This window comes from Arthrobacter humicola (assembly GCF_022803015.1).
GTDB classification, from domain to species: domain Bacteria; phylum Actinomycetota; class Actinomycetes; order Actinomycetales; family Micrococcaceae; genus Arthrobacter; species Arthrobacter humicola_A.
This window is the reverse complement of sequence record NZ_JAFKON010000016.1, coordinates 23,943-43,462: the sequence shown is the minus strand read 5'-3', so window position 1 is coordinate 43,462 and position 19,520 is coordinate 23,943. Positions and strand designations below refer to the sequence as shown.

Annotated in this window: 21 protein-coding genes; 8 read left to right on the top strand and 13 right to left on the bottom strand. The window is 62.7% G+C overall.

The genetic code is table 11. The annotated features are described in order from the left end of the window. Positions 1–134: 134 nt before the first annotated feature. From ARTB_RS20205 to ARTB_RS20190, 4 genes are all read left to right on the top strand, one after another. Positions 135–737, top strand: a complete 603-nt coding sequence (locus ARTB_RS20205) for a hypothetical protein (protein ID WP_243182099.1) — start codon at positions 135–137, stop codon at positions 735–737. Between the two features lie 5 nt (positions 738–742). Further along, positions 743–1,297, top strand: a complete 555-nt coding sequence (locus tag ARTB_RS20200) for a hypothetical protein (protein ID WP_243182098.1) — start codon at positions 743–745, stop codon at positions 1,295–1,297. Positions 1,298–1,906: 609 nt separating this feature from the next. Next, a complete protein-coding gene (locus tag ARTB_RS20195) occupies positions 1,907–2,368 on the top strand; it encodes a hypothetical protein (RefSeq protein WP_243182097.1) in 462 nt (153 codons plus the stop codon). A gap of 40 nt (positions 2,369–2,408) precedes the next feature. Next, positions 2,409–2,870 carry a hypothetical protein gene (locus ARTB_RS20190; RefSeq protein ID WP_243182096.1) on the top strand — a complete coding sequence of 154 codons (462 nt, stop codon included), beginning with the start codon at positions 2,409–2,411 and terminating at the stop codon, positions 2,868–2,870. Between the two features lie 211 nt (positions 2,871–3,081). Here the strand turns inward: ARTB_RS20190 and ARTB_RS20185 are convergent, their stop codons facing one another. The 13 genes from ARTB_RS20185 to ARTB_RS20125 all read right to left on the bottom strand — a co-directional run bounded on the left by ARTB_RS20185 (position 3,082) and on the right by ARTB_RS20125 (position 16,818). Beyond that, on the bottom strand, positions 3,082–4,014 hold the full coding sequence (locus ARTB_RS20185; protein WP_243182095.1) for a hypothetical protein: 933 nt from the start codon (positions 4,012–4,014) through the stop codon (positions 3,082–3,084). 425 nt (positions 4,015–4,439) lie between these two features. After that, positions 4,440–5,036 carry an RNA polymerase sigma factor gene (locus ARTB_RS20180; protein ID WP_243182094.1) on the bottom strand — a complete coding sequence of 199 codons (597 nt, stop codon included), beginning with the start codon at positions 5,034–5,036 and terminating at the stop codon, positions 4,440–4,442. Positions 5,037–5,360: 324 nt separating this feature from the next. Continuing rightward, complete coding sequence (locus ARTB_RS20175; RefSeq protein WP_243182093.1) at positions 5,361–5,798, bottom strand: DUF4913 domain-containing protein; 438 nt, start codon at positions 5,796–5,798, stop codon at positions 5,361–5,363. Positions 5,799–5,812: 14 nt separating this feature from the next. After that, a complete protein-coding gene (locus ARTB_RS20170; protein ID WP_243182092.1) occupies positions 5,813–7,585 on the bottom strand; it encodes a type IV secretory system conjugative DNA transfer family protein in 1,773 nt (590 codons plus the stop codon). Positions 7,586–7,609: 24 nt separating this feature from the next. After that, entirely contained in the window at positions 7,610–9,181 is a 1,572-nt protein-coding gene (locus tag ARTB_RS20165; protein WP_308197262.1) for an ATP/GTP-binding protein, read from the bottom strand. Further along, positions 9,181–10,689, bottom strand: a complete 1,509-nt coding sequence (locus ARTB_RS20160; protein ID WP_243182091.1) for an SCO6880 family protein — start codon at positions 10,687–10,689, stop codon at positions 9,181–9,183. Before ARTB_RS20160 ends, ARTB_RS20165 begins: the two co-directional genes overlap by 1 nt. Beyond that, a complete protein-coding gene (locus ARTB_RS20155) occupies positions 10,676–11,944 on the bottom strand; it encodes a hypothetical protein (protein WP_243182090.1) in 1,269 nt (422 codons plus the stop codon). Before ARTB_RS20155 ends, ARTB_RS20160 begins: the two co-directional genes overlap by 14 nt. Before the next feature lies 1 nt (position 11,945). Next, a complete protein-coding gene (locus ARTB_RS20150; RefSeq protein WP_243182089.1) occupies positions 11,946–12,701 on the bottom strand; it encodes a hypothetical protein in 756 nt (251 codons plus the stop codon). Between the two features lie 27 nt (positions 12,702–12,728). Further along, on the bottom strand, positions 12,729–12,998 hold the full coding sequence (locus tag ARTB_RS20145; RefSeq protein WP_243182088.1) for a hypothetical protein: 270 nt from the start codon (positions 12,996–12,998) through the stop codon (positions 12,729–12,731). An 11-nt stretch (positions 12,999–13,009) separates the two neighbouring features. Continuing rightward, positions 13,010–13,687: a DUF6668 family protein gene (locus ARTB_RS20140; protein ID WP_243182087.1), complete on the bottom strand. Its 678-nt coding sequence runs from the start codon at positions 13,685–13,687 to the stop codon at positions 13,010–13,012. A 34-nt stretch (positions 13,688–13,721) separates the two neighbouring features. Next, complete coding sequence (locus tag ARTB_RS20135; protein ID WP_243182086.1) at positions 13,722–15,203, bottom strand: chromosome partitioning protein ParA; 1,482 nt, start codon at positions 15,201–15,203, stop codon at positions 13,722–13,724. 41 nt (positions 15,204–15,244) lie between these two features. Further along, a complete protein-coding gene (locus ARTB_RS20130; RefSeq protein WP_243182085.1) occupies positions 15,245–15,754 on the bottom strand; it encodes a hypothetical protein in 510 nt (169 codons plus the stop codon). Further along, positions 15,751–16,818 carry a CHAP domain-containing protein gene (locus ARTB_RS20125; RefSeq protein WP_243182113.1) on the bottom strand — a complete coding sequence of 356 codons (1,068 nt, stop codon included), beginning with the start codon at positions 16,816–16,818 and terminating at the stop codon, positions 15,751–15,753. The genes ARTB_RS20130 and ARTB_RS20125 overlap by 4 nt, the downstream gene beginning before the upstream one ends. Positions 16,819–17,095: 277 nt before the next feature. Here ARTB_RS20125 and ARTB_RS20120 point away from each other — a divergent pair, with 277 nt between their 5' ends. From ARTB_RS20120 to ARTB_RS20105, 4 genes are all read left to right on the top strand, one after another. Beyond that, positions 17,096–17,764 (top strand): hypothetical protein, encoded by a 669-nt coding sequence (locus ARTB_RS20120; protein ID WP_243182084.1) that lies wholly within the window; start codon positions 17,096–17,098, stop codon positions 17,762–17,764. After that, a complete protein-coding gene (locus tag ARTB_RS20115; protein ID WP_243182083.1) occupies positions 17,761–18,525 on the top strand; it encodes a hypothetical protein in 765 nt (254 codons plus the stop codon). Before ARTB_RS20120 ends, ARTB_RS20115 begins: the two co-directional genes overlap by 4 nt. Positions 18,526–18,537: 12 nt before the next feature. Further along, positions 18,538–18,846, top strand: a complete 309-nt coding sequence (locus ARTB_RS20110; protein WP_243182082.1) for a hypothetical protein — start codon at positions 18,538–18,540, stop codon at positions 18,844–18,846. A gap of 240 nt (positions 18,847–19,086) precedes the next feature. After that, positions 19,087–19,290, top strand: coding sequence for a hypothetical protein (locus ARTB_RS20105; protein ID WP_243182081.1), 204 nt, complete (start codon positions 19,087–19,089; stop codon positions 19,288–19,290). Positions 19,291–19,520 lie beyond the last annotated feature (230 nt).

Below are 19,520 nucleotides of genomic sequence, written 5' to 3'. Positions count from 1 at the left end.
TTCCGAAAGGGGCAAGAACGGCCTCACGTGGTAGTTCTTGGTCCGAACGGCTGGGGCGGTCCCGCCCGATGGGCGACTCCCAGGTTCCAAACCGGTTTTATCCAGATCACATTTATGTCACAAATACATACTTATTGCTCATTCTGTTCATTCCGGGCAGATACTTCTGGTATGCCGGAACCGGCACTCATGGAACAAGGGGGATCCAGATGCTATTGCGCCGCCTTACGCGTATTTCCGCTTTCTTCGCCGCACTTCTCTTCATCACCGTAACCGCCCTGCCCGCCCAGGCATACAGCTGGTCCGGCTATAAATGGGGCTCCTCAACCCTTGCCGTCTACATTGATGGCGGTCAAAGCGGGCAAAATTCCAGTGGATGGTCAGCGGCGACCTCCAACTGGTCCAGCGCGACCGATATTAACCTCTATGTCACGACGGGGACCGCCAACATTTATTTGCGCCAGACGCGAATTAGCAATGTGACGTGGGACGGTATTACTTACCGTTCGACGGCTGGAAGCCTGTACCAGGCACCCATGAATGCGTACCTGAATTCGTACTACACCGACGGGTACACCTACACAACGACTCGCGGTGTTGCGGCACATGAGCTGGGACACGCGCTTGGGTTGGAGCACGTGGGCGGGTGCTACTTGATGAACTCGGCGACGCCCAATCGTTGCGGAATTTACTATCCAACAAGCGACGAAATCGCCGGTGTCAACGCAATTTACTGAAAGGGGTGACCACCATGAAGAAACTTCCATTTCTCCCATCAATGGCTGCGGTCTTTGTCGGAGCTTTACTCCTGAGTGGCTGCGCCTCGCCGCAGGCACAACCGCCGGCCAAGACTACGTCCATAAGCGCAAGCTGGGCCAAGGCATACCCGACACTGAAGGATCTCGCACAGAGCGCTGACGCAATTGTCGTGGGGACAGTTGAGAAGTCCGCACCGGCAGCAGCTGTTGATGGCATCCCCTTCACAGACGCTACGGTGACCGTTAAATCGTGGCTGAAGGGAACCAAACCGGCAGCGACCATAACGGTGCAGCAAACCGGCGGGGCGCTGAAGGACTCGGTTGTTGTTGTGGAAGGCGATGCGATTATGCAGCCAGGGGAAGAATCCATGCTTTTCCTCCAGAAGAACGACGATGGCACATACGTGGCACTTTCAGGGCCGACAGGCCGTTTGCCGGTCTCCGGCACGTCGGTCAAGAAGATGCCGGATACCACCCTCACCGAAGCAATTCCTGAGACGCTTCCCGAACTGATTGCCGCCGTTACACGACTTCTCTGAAACGACCGCCCAACCCGACAAGGGGTCGGCCGATTCACTCGACGCACCCCGGGCTCGGGTTAGTTTTCAATCCAGGGAAGAGCAGGGATGGCCACGCCATCCCTGCTCTGACCTTCTTGGCGGGATGTTGCCATCTCCGGCGCCAAATGTGGGTCCCGATGAGACTGCAATTTAGGTCCATCGTGGGCACAAATCAGACTGACATTCCCAGACCGGATTTGCAGTCTCACTCAGCGCTGGGCGCTGCTTCTGACAGCCTTGCCCACAGCACCGCTTGGCAGCCCGCCGGCCGCGGGCTCGGTTTGAGTTTGAACTCAACGATGTATTCAAGCATCACTGGACACTCGATTAGTTGGCGCGTAGCCAGCGTCCATGCTCGAACGTTTGCTCGCACTGGGCTGGCTCTCCACTTGACTTGTATTTTAGGGTGCCGCCCATCTCACCCCATAGCACGATTGATTGCGAATTTCACGACGGCTTAACACAGTATTTCCTCAAGACTTCATGATCTAACTGCGTGTTTTTCGAAACCTTGACATTCAGGTTTAGCTGATGGAATGAACCGCATAAGCGTCGCTCGGGGCGCGCATTATTTCTTTTGGGGGAAATATGATCGAGATCAAGAGTGCACTTGCGGCGATACTAGTAACCATCGGGTTGGTATCAGTTCCAGTCGCCGCCCAGGCGAATGGAACCAGTGCAAGTCCGAATGGTAACTACTCGGTTGATGGAGTATCTTTCTACAATTATGCCTTAGTTCAAACCTCTAACGGCTTCGCTACCGGATACACCTACAGTGCTCCGGTATCTAAGTGTGTCATTGCTGGCGGAATAGCCGTTCAAGCACGCTTGATTCAAAATTACCAACAGAGCGCTGAGGTTCTTGTTTCCAGCAGTGCGATGTCATACTCGGATCGAACGCTCTGTGGCGCCCAAACGTGGCGGACGTCTGCAAGTTATGCCGGAAAGGGAAACTTCTATAGCAAGGGAATATCTTGGGCTTTCAACTATTCCAACTATGCTTACGAAGGATTCGAGACATTCCCAACGGGAATGCAGACTGCAAACTGACCTAAAACAATCTTGGGGGAATGTTTTGAAGAAAATAAAAATGACCGCCGGCACGAAGATCATGACCGCAACCGCTGCCCTTCTGATCGCGGGGATTGGCATGGGATCAGTTGCGGCTGCCGCTTCCATCTCCAGCGATGCGCCAGCCACGCGTCTAGCCTCTGAGCCTCACGACAATAGGAACCGCGAGGGGCAGACCATCTTCAAAAGAAACGCAGCCGGCCAGACGTACGGATCGATCAAGAACGTAGACGGCGTGGTCGTAGAACCCGATTTAATCAAAGCCCTTGCGACCAACGGAGAACTGGGCTATGTCAGTAACGATCAACTAAAAAAAGGGGAAGGGCATCCGTCGTTGTTCAAGTCCCCAGCGGAAGCCTTGAAATGGCAAGAGTCTCAAGGAAAAAAGGCAGTCAGCATTCCGGTGTACGACGAAGCCGGAACCACAAAGATCGGTGAGTTTGTGATCGCTCCGGGTTCTGGGGAAGTCGCCGGGGGTTAGTTTTTCAGAATAACTCGCGACACAAAAGCGAACTGCCACCATCGGATGGACTCTGATGGTGGCAGTTCTTTTGGTGGCAGGGTGGCTTTGGACTCAAGCAGCGGAGGCTTGGTTTCCCGGCTACAAGCGCGTCTGCATCGTCATGCCGGCCGACTCTTCCATGTCTGTCCTCGAATGACGACTTCCTGATCGCGTGAGGGGCTCATCAAACTCAAGCTCCGGCCCATGGGGTGTAGCCCGTGAGGTCGTTGATTGGGGCACCAAGACTGCTGAGGACACTTGAGGCGTCGATAGTCCAGTCCGATCCGGCCCACTCCAGGTTCATTTGCCCGCTGACAAGTGAGCCTTTCAGTGAGATTGCCATCTGAACAATTGCCTTGTCCGGTCCATCCATGGTGATCCGGTATCCCTTGATCTGCGGAACGGGATCGGGCAGGGATGCCGCCCTGGTGTTCAGGCTGTCCAGTACCCAGACCTTTTCCGGGGAATCCACGGCGTATTTGGTAACGACCGCTGCGGGGCCGTCCTGCCAGGTCACGGAGAGCATATGGGCTGCGGCGAACAGGGCCCCGGAGGGGTTGTGCGCGAAACACTTGGCTATGCCACCGGTGGTCGTGGCGGGCCCGAACGTCGTCGGGGCGGAAGGGACGGCAACTTTACGGTCCAGTGCCCAAATTGCTTCGGGTGCGGTCCGCGGTATTCCTTGTTCCCCCTTAGGCAGGGCGCAAGCAGTGCTGCTACCAGGGCCGGTCGGAAGCTCGCCGGAGAGTACATTGTCGTTGTTCTCACCAGGCCCGCCTCTATCTGCTTCGACGACGAACTCACCCACGACCGTTTTGCCGGCCACGTCATAGACGGGGATGGGGAATGATTTTCCGCGGCGGGCCTTTTGCCAGTCGACTGCGTCCTGGGGGCTCCTAAACGTCCGCATGGCTGCCGTGCCGTCGGCTTCTTCCAGGTCAGTGCGGTAGGCGTAGCCCCGGATGCCATTGGTTGCCATAACAGAGACTAGGTCGGGTGCTCCGGTTTCGTTCTGGACGCCGTACGAGTTGCCGTTTTCGTTGCGGACCCAGCCTGTGGTTTCCTGCCGCACGTACTGTGCCGTCAGTCGCCAGCGCGCGTCTGGTTCGGTCGTGATGGTCACGCTCTCCTGCCCAGGGGAGAGTGGGACGGTGAGTCCGCTCCGCTCTCCGAGCGAGCCGACGTCGGCCGCTGCACAAGAGCTGCTGGCGGCTCCTTCGTATTCGAAACGCCCAGGAGTCAGGCAGACAATATCCATTTGGACGCCGGTTGCCCCGTCCGGTGGTGCCCCGAGTTGCACAGTCGCCGTCCCCGAGTGTGTTGCTGTCACCGGCGATGATAGCGGCGTAACGCGCAGGCTGCCGGGCGTCACGAACACCCCGGCAGCAGTTGCGCCTACCCCGCCGAGAAGTCCCGCCCCCGCAAGTGCGGCGGCACTAAGCCAACGCCGAGCCCGCTTCCGAGCACGGGCGGGTCCCGTGTCCTGAACCCGTGTCACAAGTTCCGCCCGGAGTGCTCTGCTGAAACGGTCATCGCTGCGAAGCTCGTTCATGGCCTTTCTCCTTCCAGTGCGGGTTTAGTCGTTGGGTGTCCCTGAAATGATTCGGACAGCGACGCCTTCATACGCTTTCGTGCCCGATGCATGCGCGTCTTCGCCGCGGTCGGCGTCAGGTTCAGAACGGTTGCCGCCGCGACGACACTGTATTCCTCGAAGATGACCAGAGTCACGAGCTTTAGATCCAGGGCGTTTAGTCCCCCCAGCGCACGGGCGGCAACCTTGTCCATCTCGTTCTGCAGATACGGGTCGCCGGCGGCATCTGATACATCGCTGTTCCGAGGGAGAGAGCTCAGCAATCTTCGGTAGCGAAATGCGGCCCTCCCGCTATTACGGGCCACATTGGTCGTCGTGACGAGCAGCCAGGGAAGTACGGAGGCCCCCACGAGCCGCACCTTCGCCCGCCGCCGCCAAAGTTCGAGAAAGGCCGCGGCCATAATGTCTTCAGCGTCATGTCGATCCCCGGCCAGCCGGTAGGCATGGCGAAAGACTCTATCGCGGTGTCGGTCGAACAACACCCCAAAGGCTCCGCCGTCGCCCTCGAGGCTTTGCGACCACAACTCCTCATCTTCAGATTCAAAGTTCCCCATGCCTTGTATTGTCCGGGAAAGGCCAAAAGGTTTCACAACCAGAGAAGTTTAAAAAAGAATCTGCAATTCCGATGAAGTTGACATTCCCGCCAGGTCAGACCGCGCCGCTGATTGAGCTCTTGAACCGGGTCCTAGGGCGGAAGGCAGCACCGCCAATCCTCAAGCCCTTCAACATCAGTTCACCCCCTGGCTCAGAGTTCAGCAGTGACCCCGCAACCTCCGCGCGTGGCCACCCTGAGAAGCCGCGAACGCGAGGGCGATGCCCAACTTAGTCAAGATTGCGGAGCCTGCTGGCAGTCTCCCCTTTACGGTCCCGCTGGGTTCCTACATTGCCTGAGTTCGCACGTCAGGGAACCAGCCCTCAGGTGCTTTCTTTGGTTCCAGATGGTCAGGGTCGCGATGTTCTTTCATGTCGCAGTTAAAGAACGGCCCTTGAGGGTTCAGCAGGTCGCCCATGTGAGCGTCTGCGTGGTCGCGCCACCAGACGCTCATTCCGGTGGCCGGGTCGAGGCGCAGGTGCTCCCAGGAACGCCACAGCGCCGCAACGCGGGAGACGGCTTCGGGGTGGAAGTACCACTCGATGCACCACTTCGCGGTCTTCCCGGTGACGCTGCGGACGTACGTCGGCAGCAGCTGCTCGTGAAGGAACTCCTCAGCCGTGCCATAGACGAGCTCCGGTGTCTTCTCCGGTTTTCCGTCTTCTCCCGTGCCGGGGTTGGGGGTCGGCGTGTCCGTGTCGAACAGTCCGAAATCATCTGCCATGGCTGTCTGCTTCCTTACCCGGTGACCCAGGGATTAGCGGCCGGAGCGGAGGGCACCGGGACGGCCTCCGGTTCCTCCGGGCGGGGGCTGTACTTCTTGATGGACGTCTCCACGGCGTCTTTGTGCCGGCCTGTGTACCAGGGCACGGTGCGGACCAAGGTGGCCGGGGCGCCGGAGGCGAGGACGACGGCGCGGCCGCGGTCGAGTTCGGCGAGGTTGGAGACGTCGAAGATGCGTTCCTTGCCTTCTTGGCGGGAGCGGCTGGAGCCGGACTTGCCGGAGGAGATGGAGACGTTGGTGTAGCTGTAGTCCCCGATGAGATCCGAGAGCGCCCGGAGGAACCCTTCTTCAGCGACGCCGCCGCCGTAGACCTTGACGTTCGCGGCTGACCAGATTTTCCGCATGTTCGCCTCACCCCACAGTTCGACGCCCTGGGACCAGGACTGCAGGATGCCCATGACGATTAGGCCCTTGGAGCCGTAGTGGCTGAACTGATCCGGCAGACCGGCCCAGCGGACGACGTTGGCCAGTTCATCGAGGGCGAACAGCGCGGGTTTGGGCAGGCGGCCGCCGCTGCGTTCGGCCCGTTCCTCCATGGCCTCAGCGATCGCCACCGTCAACGCCGTGGTGAGCGGGGACGCTGAGCCGGCCCCTTCCTTGGAGAGGATGTAGATCGTCTCCTGGGAGGCGGCGAAGGCGTGCGGGTTGAACTGCCGGCGAGGATCCGTGGCTACCGTCGCGCCGCCTGTCGGGGCGACCCAGCGCAGCGTGTTCCTGGACTTGAGGCACTGGATCATCTTCTCGGCGGTGCCGAAGATACCGTCGCGCTGTTTGTCGGCCAGCTCCAGCGTGGACTCCAGGCCCTTGTACTGCAGCTCGTAGTCATGCTCTTTCAGGATGTTGATAGGTTGCCGGTTCACCTGTTCGGTGACCCAGAAATAGACCTGCGTGATCGGCAGCTCCCCCAAGGCGGCGGCGAGGAAGTACGAGGAGAGGATGTCTTCGGCTTTGGGGTCGAAGTAGGCGTCCGGTTTGGACCCCGGGACCCGGGAGCCGACGGAGAAATGCTGGGTGAGTTTGTAGGCCTTCTCTTCGTCGGTGACGTAGGAGAGCGGGTTCCACCACCAGTCTGCTTCCTCCTGCGCGATCTTCTGCGGATCAAAGACCCATACCGGGGCCGTGAGCTCGCGGACGCCACGGGTGCCGTCCACCACGTCACGCTTGTTCGAGGTAGAGACCACGGCGCCGGGTGCGTCCAAGATGGCGGGCATGACCCGTGAGGTCGACTTACCGGTCCGGGGACCCCAGATATCGAGGCTGAGGTCTTCCCAGGACTGAATAAACGTCTGGCCGGTGGAGACAACCTTGCCGACCACGATGCCCGGAGCGTCCTTCACGCCCAGGCGCTCGGCAGTCGCTTTGGCGCCCTTCTCGGAGAACGCGGCCAGGGACTTCCCGCGGCCCAGATACCGGGCGGCCTTATCGACGCGGGCACGCTTGGACGCACCCTTCCTCCACGCCACGAGCACGACGATGGCCAGAACCAGGACAACGCCTGCCATGAGGGCAGCCGCGACGGTGGACTGGACGGGCCACGGCACCCGGCCCTTGACCAGCCCGGCGATCAGATCAATGGGATGTTTGGGCGGCGCGTCGATGCCGGCCATCCAGGATCCCAGGTGGACGGCCGCGTAGGTTCCGCCGCCGACCACGACGATGAAGCCGATGGCGACCCAGACCAGCAGGGCATCTCCCAGGCCCATTCCTTTACGGTTCGGTGCACTCACAGCGAACCTCCTTCAAGGGGCAGGTCAGGGGTCATTGGCTCGAGAAGCGTTTCCGGCGTTATCATGCCACTTTCCTTCGGTGTCGTTGACTCCATCCGGGCCTTGCTCAAGCGAGGTCAGTCCCACCAGGACAGGGATCCCGGGACGGCCGCCGACCTTGATCAGGAACTTCCCGCGTCCGGGAGGTTCGACATCGAGCCCGCGGGAGTCCCAGGCGGGCGGGTCCTGCCAGGAGATGAGCTTCTGCTGCTCCTGCCGGGACAACGGGATGGCGGAGGTCAGCAATGGCATTTCCGAAGCCGGGAGGCCGCCGCAGATGACCATGCCGGAGCGTTCCACGAAGCCGCGGGCCTTCATCCGGTCCTCTTCCGCCGGCAGCGCCAGCAGGTCGGACATGGTGTGGGAAATCATGATCTGCCCGACACCGACGGAGCGGTTCAGCCGGGTCAGGGCGTCTACCCGGTCCACCATGCCTTTACCGGCGCGCAGCGCCCGCCAGAGTTCATCCAGGACGACGAAGTAGTTCCGGCGCGGTTCCAGGCCGGCGTCCGCGAGGGCGTTGGCGACGTTGACGGTGCCGAAGCCGTAGGACCAGCACGCGAGCAGAATGGCAGCCTGAAGGTCGGTTTCGGTCTCGTCAATGCTGGAGACATCGAAGACCACGGCGCGGTCGCGCATCATGGGGTTGGTGGTGCGCCGGGAAAAGATTTCTCCGAGCTTCCCGCCGCCGGTCAGGCCCAGCAGGGTCGCCTCCAAGGCCCTTGTTTCCTGCAGATAGACGTTCATGTCGCCGCGGTCCAGGGCGACCTGGCGCAGCTCATCGGGTGCGGAGATGATCACGTCCAGCAGGTCTTTGAGGACGGGAACGCCTTCGAACCGGTCATCGAGGACGCGCAGGGCACGATCCAGGATGGTCTGTTCCTGATCGGTGGGCGGGTTGTTCCGGCTGATCGTGATCAGGGAGACGACCATGGTCAGGCGCCGGCCGTGCGCGTCGGCGCGGACCCGGGTCGCGTCCTCATGGTGGCCGCTGTCTTCGAGCAGCTGCGCCGCTTCGACGGCCTGGCCGGGATCAAGGATGTTCAGGTAGCCCACGCCGCGGCCGAGCCTGATGACCTGCCCGCCGAGCGCCTGGACGGCCTTGACGTGCTCGCCTTTCAAATCCCCGAGGATCAGGGGGTGGACGCCCTGGCCGGAGAGTCCGATGAACATCCGGCGGACCACGGTGGACTTGCCCAGCCCCGGCTTGCCCAGGATGAACGCCGACGGATTGGAAATCAGCCGTGCCCGCTGGAACCAGCTGATCGGGTCACAGCAGACCGTGGCCTGTGTTTCTTCATGGCGTCCGAGCGGGACGCCGATCATGGGCGAGGATGCTCCGGAGGAAAAAGGCCACAGCCCGCAAACCTGGACCGTAGTTCCCCGGTATTCCTTCACGGACGGCACGAGCTGGGCCATGCCGCCGCCGCGTCCGGTCCAGCCCCGGGCAGAAGGCCCGGGCTGACGCTGTTCCTTCTCAGCCTTCTTCTTCGGTGCGGCCGTGACCGGTGCTGCAGCCTTCTTGGCAGGGCGGGTGAAAAGTTTCATGCGGGCCATTACAGGGCGTCCTTGATTTCGGAGGGCAGGAGGCTGTGCTTGGGAAGGACCAGACCCAGGGGCAGGGATGCGGCGAACGCGGTGTCCTGGGCACCGTAGGCCCGGCGCAGCAGCACCCGGGCGGTACCGGAGGTCTGTTCCACGGCGGCCACGGCATCGGCGAGGCGTTCCCTGTCGGTCACGGTGGCGGTGACGACCATGCCGAAGTTAACCAGCCCTGCGCCCTGGGCTTCTTCCTGGGCGGTCTGCACGGCGGAGCGGGCATCGACCAGGGCACGGGCGGACGGGCGTCCCCCAGAGGTGATGCGGACGTTGGCGTTGTTCTGGTCCCGCTCGACCACGGCCGCGGCACGGGCCGAATCCATCGGACGGTAGAGCAGTGAAACGCGCTTGCGGTCGATGTCCCCGTGCGGGGCCAGCAGCCGGGACAGGACCGAGGAGTTCACCGACCCGCGCGGGGCACCTGTCATGGTCCACGAGACGGAGAACGCGCCCTCGTGCCGGTAGTCGTCCCAGGACGCCTGAGTTGCGGAGGGTCCGACTTCGCCCCAGGTCAAGGAGACCGGGGAACCGGCGGCGTGCGCTTGATCAATGATCAGGGCGGCCGGCGGATCGTAGGCAATCCGGACGACCTCGCAGAGTTCCTGCGCGGACATCGGCCGGGCGATGCCCGCGCCGGTGGACTGCAGCCGGGCCGACAGGCCGGGGATCCGGGAGGCGAGGTCACGGGCGACGTCCTCCGGTGTGCGCTTCTTCGAGCCTGCCCGCAGGGAGGCGTTGAAGGACAGGGACACCCAGGCCCGCACCGTGGCCGACCCTTCCGGGTACGTCTGTACGACCTCGTTGAGCACGTTCTTGGCAAACTCCGGGGCGTTCGGGTCGATGTTCATCGTGACCTCGTTGCGGAGCCGGTAGCCGGAGTCCGGTGCGGTCTCGACCGTCACCGCCGCGGCGTCCAGGCCCGCTTCGTCCCCGAGGCCGGCGAGCCAGCCGCCCCAGTTCGCCACCCACGCATCGACCTGTTCCGGGTCCACCAGGGACGCGCCGTCGGGTTCGGTGGAGAAGATCACGGTGTAGTGGCTGGTGGCCGGCACGTGCAGGAGCGCGAACGGGCGCTTGTAGGAGTCGGTGAATTCGTAGAGGGTGGACTTCGCCGCAAGTCCGGGCAGCTGGTACATGCCCCACTGCGTTACCCCGAGGGGGCCGGAACGGTAGAGGTTCGTTCCGGAGGACTTGGCGAGCCGGAAGCTTGTCCGTGTTCCGAAACGGTCAACAACGGACTGGCCGTGTTTGTCCTTGACCGTCAGCAGCAGGGCGGCCGCCCCGGCTACGGCCAGGACAGCAAGGCCCGGGAGCAGGCCCCAGATGGCGAAACTGATGATGCCCAGCAACAACCCGGCCATGACAATGCCGGTGCCGATAGCGCCGAGGTTGCCCAGCCCGGCAGAGCGCGGGACGCGCCAGTTGCCGTAGGACGGTTCCTTGTATTCGGTATTAATTGCTGCCACTGGGGCCCTCCCCGGTTGAATCCTGCGCGGTCTGTTGTGCGGCCTGGGAAACCCTGGACGCTGCTTGTGCTCCTACGGCTACGGCCATGCCGACCGGGCCGGCGGCCTTCGCCGCACCCGAGGCGGCGCCTGCGCTGCCTGCTGCAGCGGTGGTGCCTGACGCGCCGGCTGTGGCGGCGCTGGTGGCCCCGCCCGGACCGGACGCCCCGGGTGTCGGATGGCCGCCATTCCCTCTGGGTCCGGTTGTTCCGGTGCTGCCCTTCGGGGACGCGCCTGACTGGTTGGTTTGTGTACTGGCCGGTGTCGGAGCGGCATTGCCCTTACCGCTCCCGCTGCGGCCCATGGAGACGGCGCCTGTGGCCATGGCCCCCACAGCAGCTCCTGCTCCTGCTCCCCCGCCGGACGTGACCGCACCGACCATCGGTGTCACGAAACGCATCAGCGCCGGCAAAGCGAACAGCGCGACGATCATCAACGTGAAGCCCGTTATGGAAGTGATCAACGAATCCTTGCCGCTGTTACTACCCATGAGCAGGAATGCGACCGAGTAGACAATGGCTGCCGCAGGTTTGTAGAGGATGAACGCGATAGTCCAGCCAACTGCTTTCTGGAACCACTGCCTCCCCATCTCGGTGTTGGTGAAGGCCGCGGTGGTGGGAAGGATGCCCGCCAGGATCACCAGCATTCCGCTGCGGACCACCATTAAAACGATCTGGACCAGGGAGGCAATCAGCCCGATCAATCCCAAGATGATGAGGATAAACACCCCGACACCCGATTGATTTGCCAGCACGAGAATTTTCATCGACTCGGCAAAGCCCTTGCCGTCCGTGGACCGTTTGATGATCTCGGCCGAGAAAGCATCCGCGGCGATCACCAGGATCGAGATGACCCCCAGACCAAGGCCCGTGACCAAACCCAGCGTGATCAGGGACCGAAGCAGATCCTTCAGCGGTGCTCCGCGTTGTTCCCAGATCATCCGTATGCCACCGAGAATGACAGCGAGGACCGCCAGGGTCAGAGTCCAGACCATCAATTCGCTGTTCACCACGGAGACGACGGGACTCGGCGTCGCACCGTCAGAGCTGGCCAGATTCACCGTGGGCATGGACACCCAGAAAGTCGACAGAGTCGTCACCATCTGGCTCATGCCCTCCATGATGGCCTTCGCCATATTGCCCATGGCGTCGTCAGTCAGGTCCGCGAGTGCGTTCCCGAATCCACAACCTATGTCTCCCCATTTGCATTCGGCCATGTCAGATGCCGGCCCAGGGGATAAAGCCGCTCAGATCCCTGAGCTGTGACACGGTACTGAAAGTGACTCCGTCGTCTGTCGGTTTCACTTTCCAGTCTCCGTCCATCCATCGCATGGACAACGTTGAGTGGCCGAGGGCTCCGGTGTCTGTTTTGAAGGCCAGATCAACGTTGGCTTCAGCAGCGGTGTAGGACTTGATGAGAAATCCTTGAACCTGGATGGTGGTGTTGCTCCCGGAGGAATTGGTGCCTGCTTTTGTTTCTCGCATGGCAGCGTCGCGTCCAGCGCCGGGCACGAGCAATTTGTCAGCGAGCTTCATCTCAAGCTCGGCCGCACCTGACGAGCCCAGCGCAGCTGCATTCATTGCCGCGTAAAGGGCACCCGTTGGGGAGTGCGCAAAGCAGGACCGGAATCCGCTCTCGTCCGTCAGGCCCGGACCGAAGGTCTTGGGATCCGTGGGTGCGGCCATTTTTCCGATTAGCTCCCACTTGGACTTCGGCGCAGTTCCCAAAGCCGTTTCCGTGCCTGAGGGCAGACCGCAGACGCTCTTGCCTGCATCTGCCGTGGCACTGGGGCTGGCTGTGGCCGGGTTGGCGGCTGCTGTTCCTGGCGCTGGCTGGGCGGTGTCCTGTCCTTTGGGGAGCAGGAAGATGACGACGGCTGCTGCAATCAGCGCGACCACCAGCGCGGCAGCAATGATGAAACCGGGTTTGGTGAACGGATTGCTTTCGGTGGTGCTCTCTGTCGACTGGCTCATGGTGAACCTCCCGTTGTTGGTGCTGGTTTAGACGAAGGCGCGGACGATGCCGGAGGCGCCGGTGATGATGATGCAGCCCATCAGGACCCAGCCGAGCTTGCCGATGGCCTGGGCGCCCTCGCCGCGCTGGAGCTGGATGACCATGCCGATGCCGACGATGATCACGCCCAGGACGCCGAGGACCAGACCAATGCCGGAGGCCCAATTCAGGATCGTGAGCAGGCCACCTGCCTGTGCCGGGACAACCGGGGTGGGGTTGGGGATGACGCTTGTTGCAAGTACGGAGAAGGAGTTCATGGTGAGACCTTTCAGTTCGTGGTGCCGGGTGAGGTGGTGGTAGCCAGGGCGGCTAAGTCAGTGATGAAGCGTTGAAATTCACGGGCCGGCGGCGCGGTGGTGGAGTCTCCGTGTCGCCAGGCCTCGACCCAGGGCAGGGTCCAGGATCGAGGGGCTCCCCCGCCGACGATGGCGCCGAAGTCCCGAAGGGCTTTGGGAGTCTTCCCCGGTGCGTCCGCGAGAATGGCGAGGCCGAGCAGATCAAGGTCCGGTGCCGCGCCTGATGCCCACTGCATCAGGGCGCTCTGTGCCGCTGTCAGGCCCCGGATGTCTGCACGGCAGACCAGCAGCACCCGGGGCCTACTGCCGTCCTGGAGGACAGGCCAGCAGTGACCGGTCGCCCGTGCCCCGCCGATCAGATCAGCGATGCGGCTTTCACCGGATCCCCCATGGGCGCCGGTGACCCGTGCCCCGTCGATCAAGTCAGCGATGCGGCTTTCGCCGGATCCACCGTGGGCGCCGGTGACCCACAGCGCTGCAGAGCCGGAGACGGTGCGGCGGGCCAGGCGGTCTGCGGCGTCCGGTTCAACCATTCCGCGCAGTGGTGCACTGATCACGGCCTCCGGCGGCACGTGGGCTTCCGGCGCTGCGGTGTCCGCGCCGTCGGGCGGAGCCGGGTGGGTGATCCAGGGGTTCAGGGACTGTTGCATGGTTGCCTCCTTTCAGAGTCCGGTGGTGGGTGGGTTAGAAGCCGGCGGCGACGGCGGCCGCGGCCGTCAGCCATGCCCGCTGGGTGGCGGGCTGGAGGGCTTCATAGCGGATGGGTCCGTTGACCAGGGCCGGGTCGTAGGGAATCCGGACAACGGCGCGGACGAACGGGGCGAAGCCGTCCGCGATCCGCTGGGCTTCGTCCTTGGCCCGCTTCAGGGCCTCCCCGCTCATGCTGCGCTTGGCGTCGGTGGATTCCGAGACGATCACGACGGCATTGCGGGCCAGTTCCGCGTCGTGCCCGCCGCGGGATTCCAGGGTCTGCAGGGTCAGCCGGGCGGCTTCGGCGCGGTCCTCGATGGCGGTCACGGGGACGACGAGCTGGTTGGTGTGGTCGATCATCCGCCGCCAGTTCGCTGCCCGGGCGGTGTTGCCGGAGTCCATGACCACGAGCCGGTAGTAGCGGGTGAGGACCTGGTGGGCGATGTCGACTTCTTTGGCGGTGACTTCGTGGTCGCCTTCCTCGTTTTCATCCGAGCGCAGGACGTCGAATTTGTCGGCGGTCTGGTGGTGGACGAACTTGGCGATCTCGGCGGCGTTCGTTGACGGGGAGAGCAGTTCGGTGGAGGCGTCGATCAGGTCCAGGACGCTGCGGTCGTGGGAGCCCTTTTCTGTCCGCCACCCGAGGGTGCCTTGGGATTCGTTGTTGTCCCACGCGACGGTGGCGGCGCCGCTGTAGCGGGCGAGGATGGCCGAGAGCATGACCACGGTGGGGGTCTTGTTCGCCCCGCCCTTGCGGTTCACCACCGCGATCGTGCGGGGGCCGGGCCAGTGCTGGCTGACCGTGCGAATGTCCTCGCGCTCGGTGAGTTCTTCCTCGGAGGGGTCCATTCGGAGTCCCAGACGGGTGAGTGTTCCGCGCCAGCCCTGGGTGGCAGGTTCCAGGACCGGGGCGCTGACCAGGAACGAGGTTTCCTTCAAGCTGCGCCGCGTCGGCGCCGCTTCCTCAGTAGCGGCGGCGGCCGTCTGCGGTTCCGGGTTGGCCGGCGCCGGAACGGTATCGGCTGCGACGGGGGCGGGTGGCCACGGCTGGGTGTCCACCGGTGCTGCAGGGGCAGGAAGTGGCGCGGACTCTGCTGGAGTGGCGACGGGCTCCGGTGCGGGTGCGGGGACGGTATCAATGACGGCCGGCGCTACGGTCGCGGGTGCGGTTTCGGGGACTTCTGCTCGGCGGCGGGCCGGAGTGGGCTCGTAGGAGACGGATTCGATCTTGTTGTCCGGGTGGACGATGAGTTCGCCGTGGCCTTCGGGGTCTTCGATGCGGACCCGGACGGGGCGCTGGAGGGTCTGCGCTTCGCCGACGATGAGGGCCAGGGCGTTGTTGCGGAGTTCCTGTACGGAGTTTCCGGCGGGGACGATGCGGGAGTTGCCGGCGACGACGACCTCGGCGGTGCCGTTGTCGCGGACGATGGCCCGGATGTTGGGAAAGGCCATGACCTCGGTTGGTGTTGTACCCATGAGCTTCTTCCTTACGTGGGTGGGATGGGGGGGTGCGGCGTTTAGGACGAGGGCGGGGTGAGGCGGTTGACCTTCCACGGGGCGTCTTTGCCGGTGCGGAGCAGCTGGACCGTGTAGGTCCCGGCGTTGGTGGGGACCGCTGCCATGACGCCGAAGCCGTTGGCTTCATCGACGCTCAACGTGGCGGGGCCGGTGACGCGGCTGGCCGGGATGTTGGCCGGGTCCACGGCCGAGTAGTCGGCGGTGGCCTGCGGGGTCAGCCACCGGGCGAGGTCATTGGCCCACTGCTTTTCCTCCAGGGTGGGGCGGGCGAATTCCGTCATGGCGTTCTCTGCGACGTCCATGGCCTGGTCCTTGCTGGCCTGATCCCAGCTGATGCCGATCGTGGCCGGGATCGTGCCCCCGGGCGCCTGGGGTCCGCTGTTGGCGCTCAGTGAGACGGGCGCGGACGCCGTGGGCTGGCTGGTTGATGCCGCCGGCGTCGTGTTCGCCGCCGGTGCGCAGGACACGCAGAGCAGCGCCACGGCGAGCAGGGTCAGGGGCTTTTTCACGTCTTCTCCTCTTGGGTGGGCAGGTACAGGAACGCGCTGGGCGCTTCGTTGTTCACGGTCCGGGTGTAGTAGCTGTGGTCCGCCGGGGCAGGGTTGCCGTTGTAGCCCTCTTCGACGTAGGTGCCGTTGTCCTTGACTTCCTTGACCACCGCGACGTGGCCGAAATTCGGGTCCGCTCCCCCGGCACCGGGGGCGTACCAAACAACGGCACCGACCCGGGGTGTGTTGCCAGTGGGCCAGCCCTTGGCGTCCCAGCCGGCCTTCCACGTCACTGCGGAACCCAGCTGCTGCCCGTCCGGGCGGAACGTGCCGTTGAGGACCTTGAACGGTGCGCTGGTTGAACCCATCTGCTGGTTCACCCGCCACAGGGCGAAGTCCACACACTCGCGGTAGTACATGCCCAGCGGTGACGTGCTGGCTGTGTTCGCTCCGGCCTGCAACCAAGTCGGGGAGTTCTTCCACGGGTAGTCATCCCCCGCCCCGGACTGTCCCGGGGTGGCGCAGTCGCTACCCGGCAGGGAGAACCTTGAGTTCGAGAGCGCCTGAACGAGTTTGACGGCCTCGGGCCAGTACTTCCGGTAGTGATACGGGTCGGCGTTGCGCTGGACCTTGTTACCGGCAACGGTCGGTTCCAACAGCTCCCAGCCGGCCACGGCCTGCAGGGCCTTGATGAAGTTCGTCGCGCTGATGGTGGGGTTCATGCGGTCTGTGTAGGAGCCCCACGCACCGTTGTCGCGCTGCTGGAACAACCCGCGTGAGTCCGGGCCGGCACCGTCGCCGGCATCCAGCACCCGCAGGCCCGACTCGCCCAGGGCCACCATAACGCTGATCATCTGACCGTTTGCGGATAAGTTCAGTGCCTTGCCGGCGCCCATGATGGCGGCGGCATTTTTCAGCTGTTCCTGGGTGTAGCCCTCAACCTTGGTGTTGCCGTCGATGACGACGGAAACGGCAGGACCACAGTCGGCAGCGGGGGGTTTCGCGGGGGTCAGCAGCAGGAGCATGAAGAAGACCAGGCCGAGAAACATCACGGGTGCCGCGAGGACGGCTCCGGTGCTGAGCATCTTGGACGGCTTCACGGCTTCCCCCTGTGCTTCTGTGCTGTGTTGCCTAGCGGTCATGTCTCGTAGGTGGGCCCCGGCTAAACTCGGTGCAGAAGATACGATGGATTCAACCAAGTTTTGATCTATCGCAGATAGTTTAATTATTGGTTCAACCCTAGCAGGTATTGATCGCCCGTGCTTGTCTATGCCCTTTGTCTAAGGAGTGTCCGTGCCTGTCTCAGCCCCCGAATTTAGGGAGTGGTTGGAGGGGAGCGCCCTCAGCCCGTCACCTACTGCATTGAGCACGCTGACCGGTATAAATCGAGGCACCCTGAATAATCAGCTCAGGCGTGGAAATGTCGCCGAGTCCACGGTGATTGCCGTTGCAAGGGCTACCGGCACGAACGTCATCGATGCGCTCAGCGTATTCAGTCCGTACCGGACCATTCAGTCCCGGCCCATAGAGCCCTCTTCGGCAGAGATTTTGAGTCAGATCCATCACGCTGATCTCATGGCCGAGCTGCAGTTCCGTACCTCTCAAAAGCACTTTCCCCGTGAGATGCGCAAGGGAATCGACCTCATTGCGTTCCCTCATGACGGCTCTGTTCGGGCCTGGATCGATGCCATCGACCCGGGGGACATCCGTCAGAGGATGTCCGAGGAAACGGGCATGGCGCTCACCTATATCGCCACACAGCTCACTGAAAATAAGTTGAATCCCCATTTGGCGATTGCGGCGTCTCGGGCCGGTGGAGGCTCGTTCGCAACCGGCCTTGTGGTCACTGAACTGATCACGCCGACTGAGGGAGGGTGGCAGATCCGGGCGCGCGAGGACGAGCTGCTTGAAGTTCCCGATGATGCCTTAGTGGAGGCCATTTCCGCCCGTATTCATCTCTTGCAGAGGCGCGTCAAGCAGCGGAAGGAAGCCCGCGAATACGCGGAGAAAATGACGGAACTCCTGGGATGAACCCGCTCACCGTCGTCCCGGTAAGTCTCATGCTCATTCTCCTGGGCAGCCTGACATTTAAACGCATCAATACTCCGGTGCTGGGTCACCAGCACGCACTGCAGGGGAAAGCCAGGAGCATCGCTCTGGCGGGCATATTCCTGACGCTGGCCTATCTGCTGCTCCTGCCCCCGGTCTACATGGGCGTTGAGTTGCTCATGCCGCTGACCAATGGCACCGACCTGATCTCCAAATACTTTGCCCTCGTGGCCGTCGCGTTCCTGGGCGGACACCTCAGCGTTGCCTACGGATCACCGCTTGCGCGCCGGTGGACTGTCGGGGCGCCAGGGGCGGCCATGCTGGGAATCGTTGCCACAGCCCTGCTTGGGACCCTTCTGGCGACTGATGCCCCGAATCCGTCACCGCAGCTGCTGGATTACGCTTCGCAGCCGAGTGTGCGCCTGAATACGTGGCTCGTGCTGGCCTACGTCGCCTACATCGTTTTCCCGCTCATCAGGCCCGCCTACAAGGACTCACGCAAGAATCCGCTCCGTGTCGGCCGGCTCGCGTCTGGGCTTATTGCCGCCGGCTTTGCGCTGTCACTGATGCGCGCCTTCACCTATCCGGTCGAATTGGGCGCGACTGGCGACGTTACCTACCTCTTCATGATTGTTTCCTATGTCTCCACGGCCTTCGTGGTGATAGGCCTGGCACTCTTCGCCTATGCCCGGAAGAACCGCACGCCGCAGACCGAGCTTCGCTCGGCTCTCTCGATCGACTAGAAAGGCTGCCTCATGAATGCCACGCCGCAAGACGCCCAACTAGCCGTCAAACGCGTCCTCGCCAAGGTCCACAAGGAAAACGAGGCCGCCTACAGGGTCATCTTCGAAGCGGTGAAAATCTGCATCGTCTCCGGGATGAATCGACGGGAGGCAGCTAAGTTCCTTGGCGTGCAGGCTCGACGAATCGACCGTCGCGGACAGTACTTCCGATCACTCCTGGCAACCAGAAACCTATTCCGTGGCGCCTTGAACGCCGGCGGCGGCTCCTCGGCCGATGCTGCCGAGGTCGAAGCCATCGTTCGGCGGGCCTGGAAGCGCTAGTCTCGGGGCGGCAGTTTGATCCATAACTAAAATTTCTTGATTTTGTGGCATATTGGAACCATGTCGCCATCAATGTCTTGCACCCCAGTCGCGGACCCTGGCCCGCACGGGAATAGCGCGGTCGACCTGCGGGAACGACTGCCCGGAGATTGGTGCGACACGGCAGCGACATCCCACTTAAGGGAACCTGATTCCGGTTCCATGGAGAATGTCCATGGAAAACCAAGGAATGAGGACGCCATGCCACAGCCCTTCAAGGGAGACCGCCGGAACATCACCGTGCGGATGCAGGCTGCTGATGCCCAGAAGCTGCAAGCTTTCTCGGACATTACCGGCGACTCCAAGAGCGATGTTGTTGCTCGCTTGGTGATCGACTTCCTAAAGACCATCGACTTCGACAGCATCTCTGGCCAGGAGGCCCTGCCTATCGCTAAGGCCAGTTAAAAACTGAAGGCCCGCTTTCGCGGGCCTTCAAAAAGTATGACGTTCAGATCCACATCTTGGCGGATCAGCGATCTGAACTTATCAAGCTCCCCGTGAGGGGCGCTCCATTTGCTATACCCCGAAGGGACTAGCTGTTGTCTATGGTACCTGTAGCGGCCGTGTCGTCAACATCCGACGCACTACAGTCGGCGCGTCAAGTCACGCCCGAAATGACATGGGCACTTGCCCCA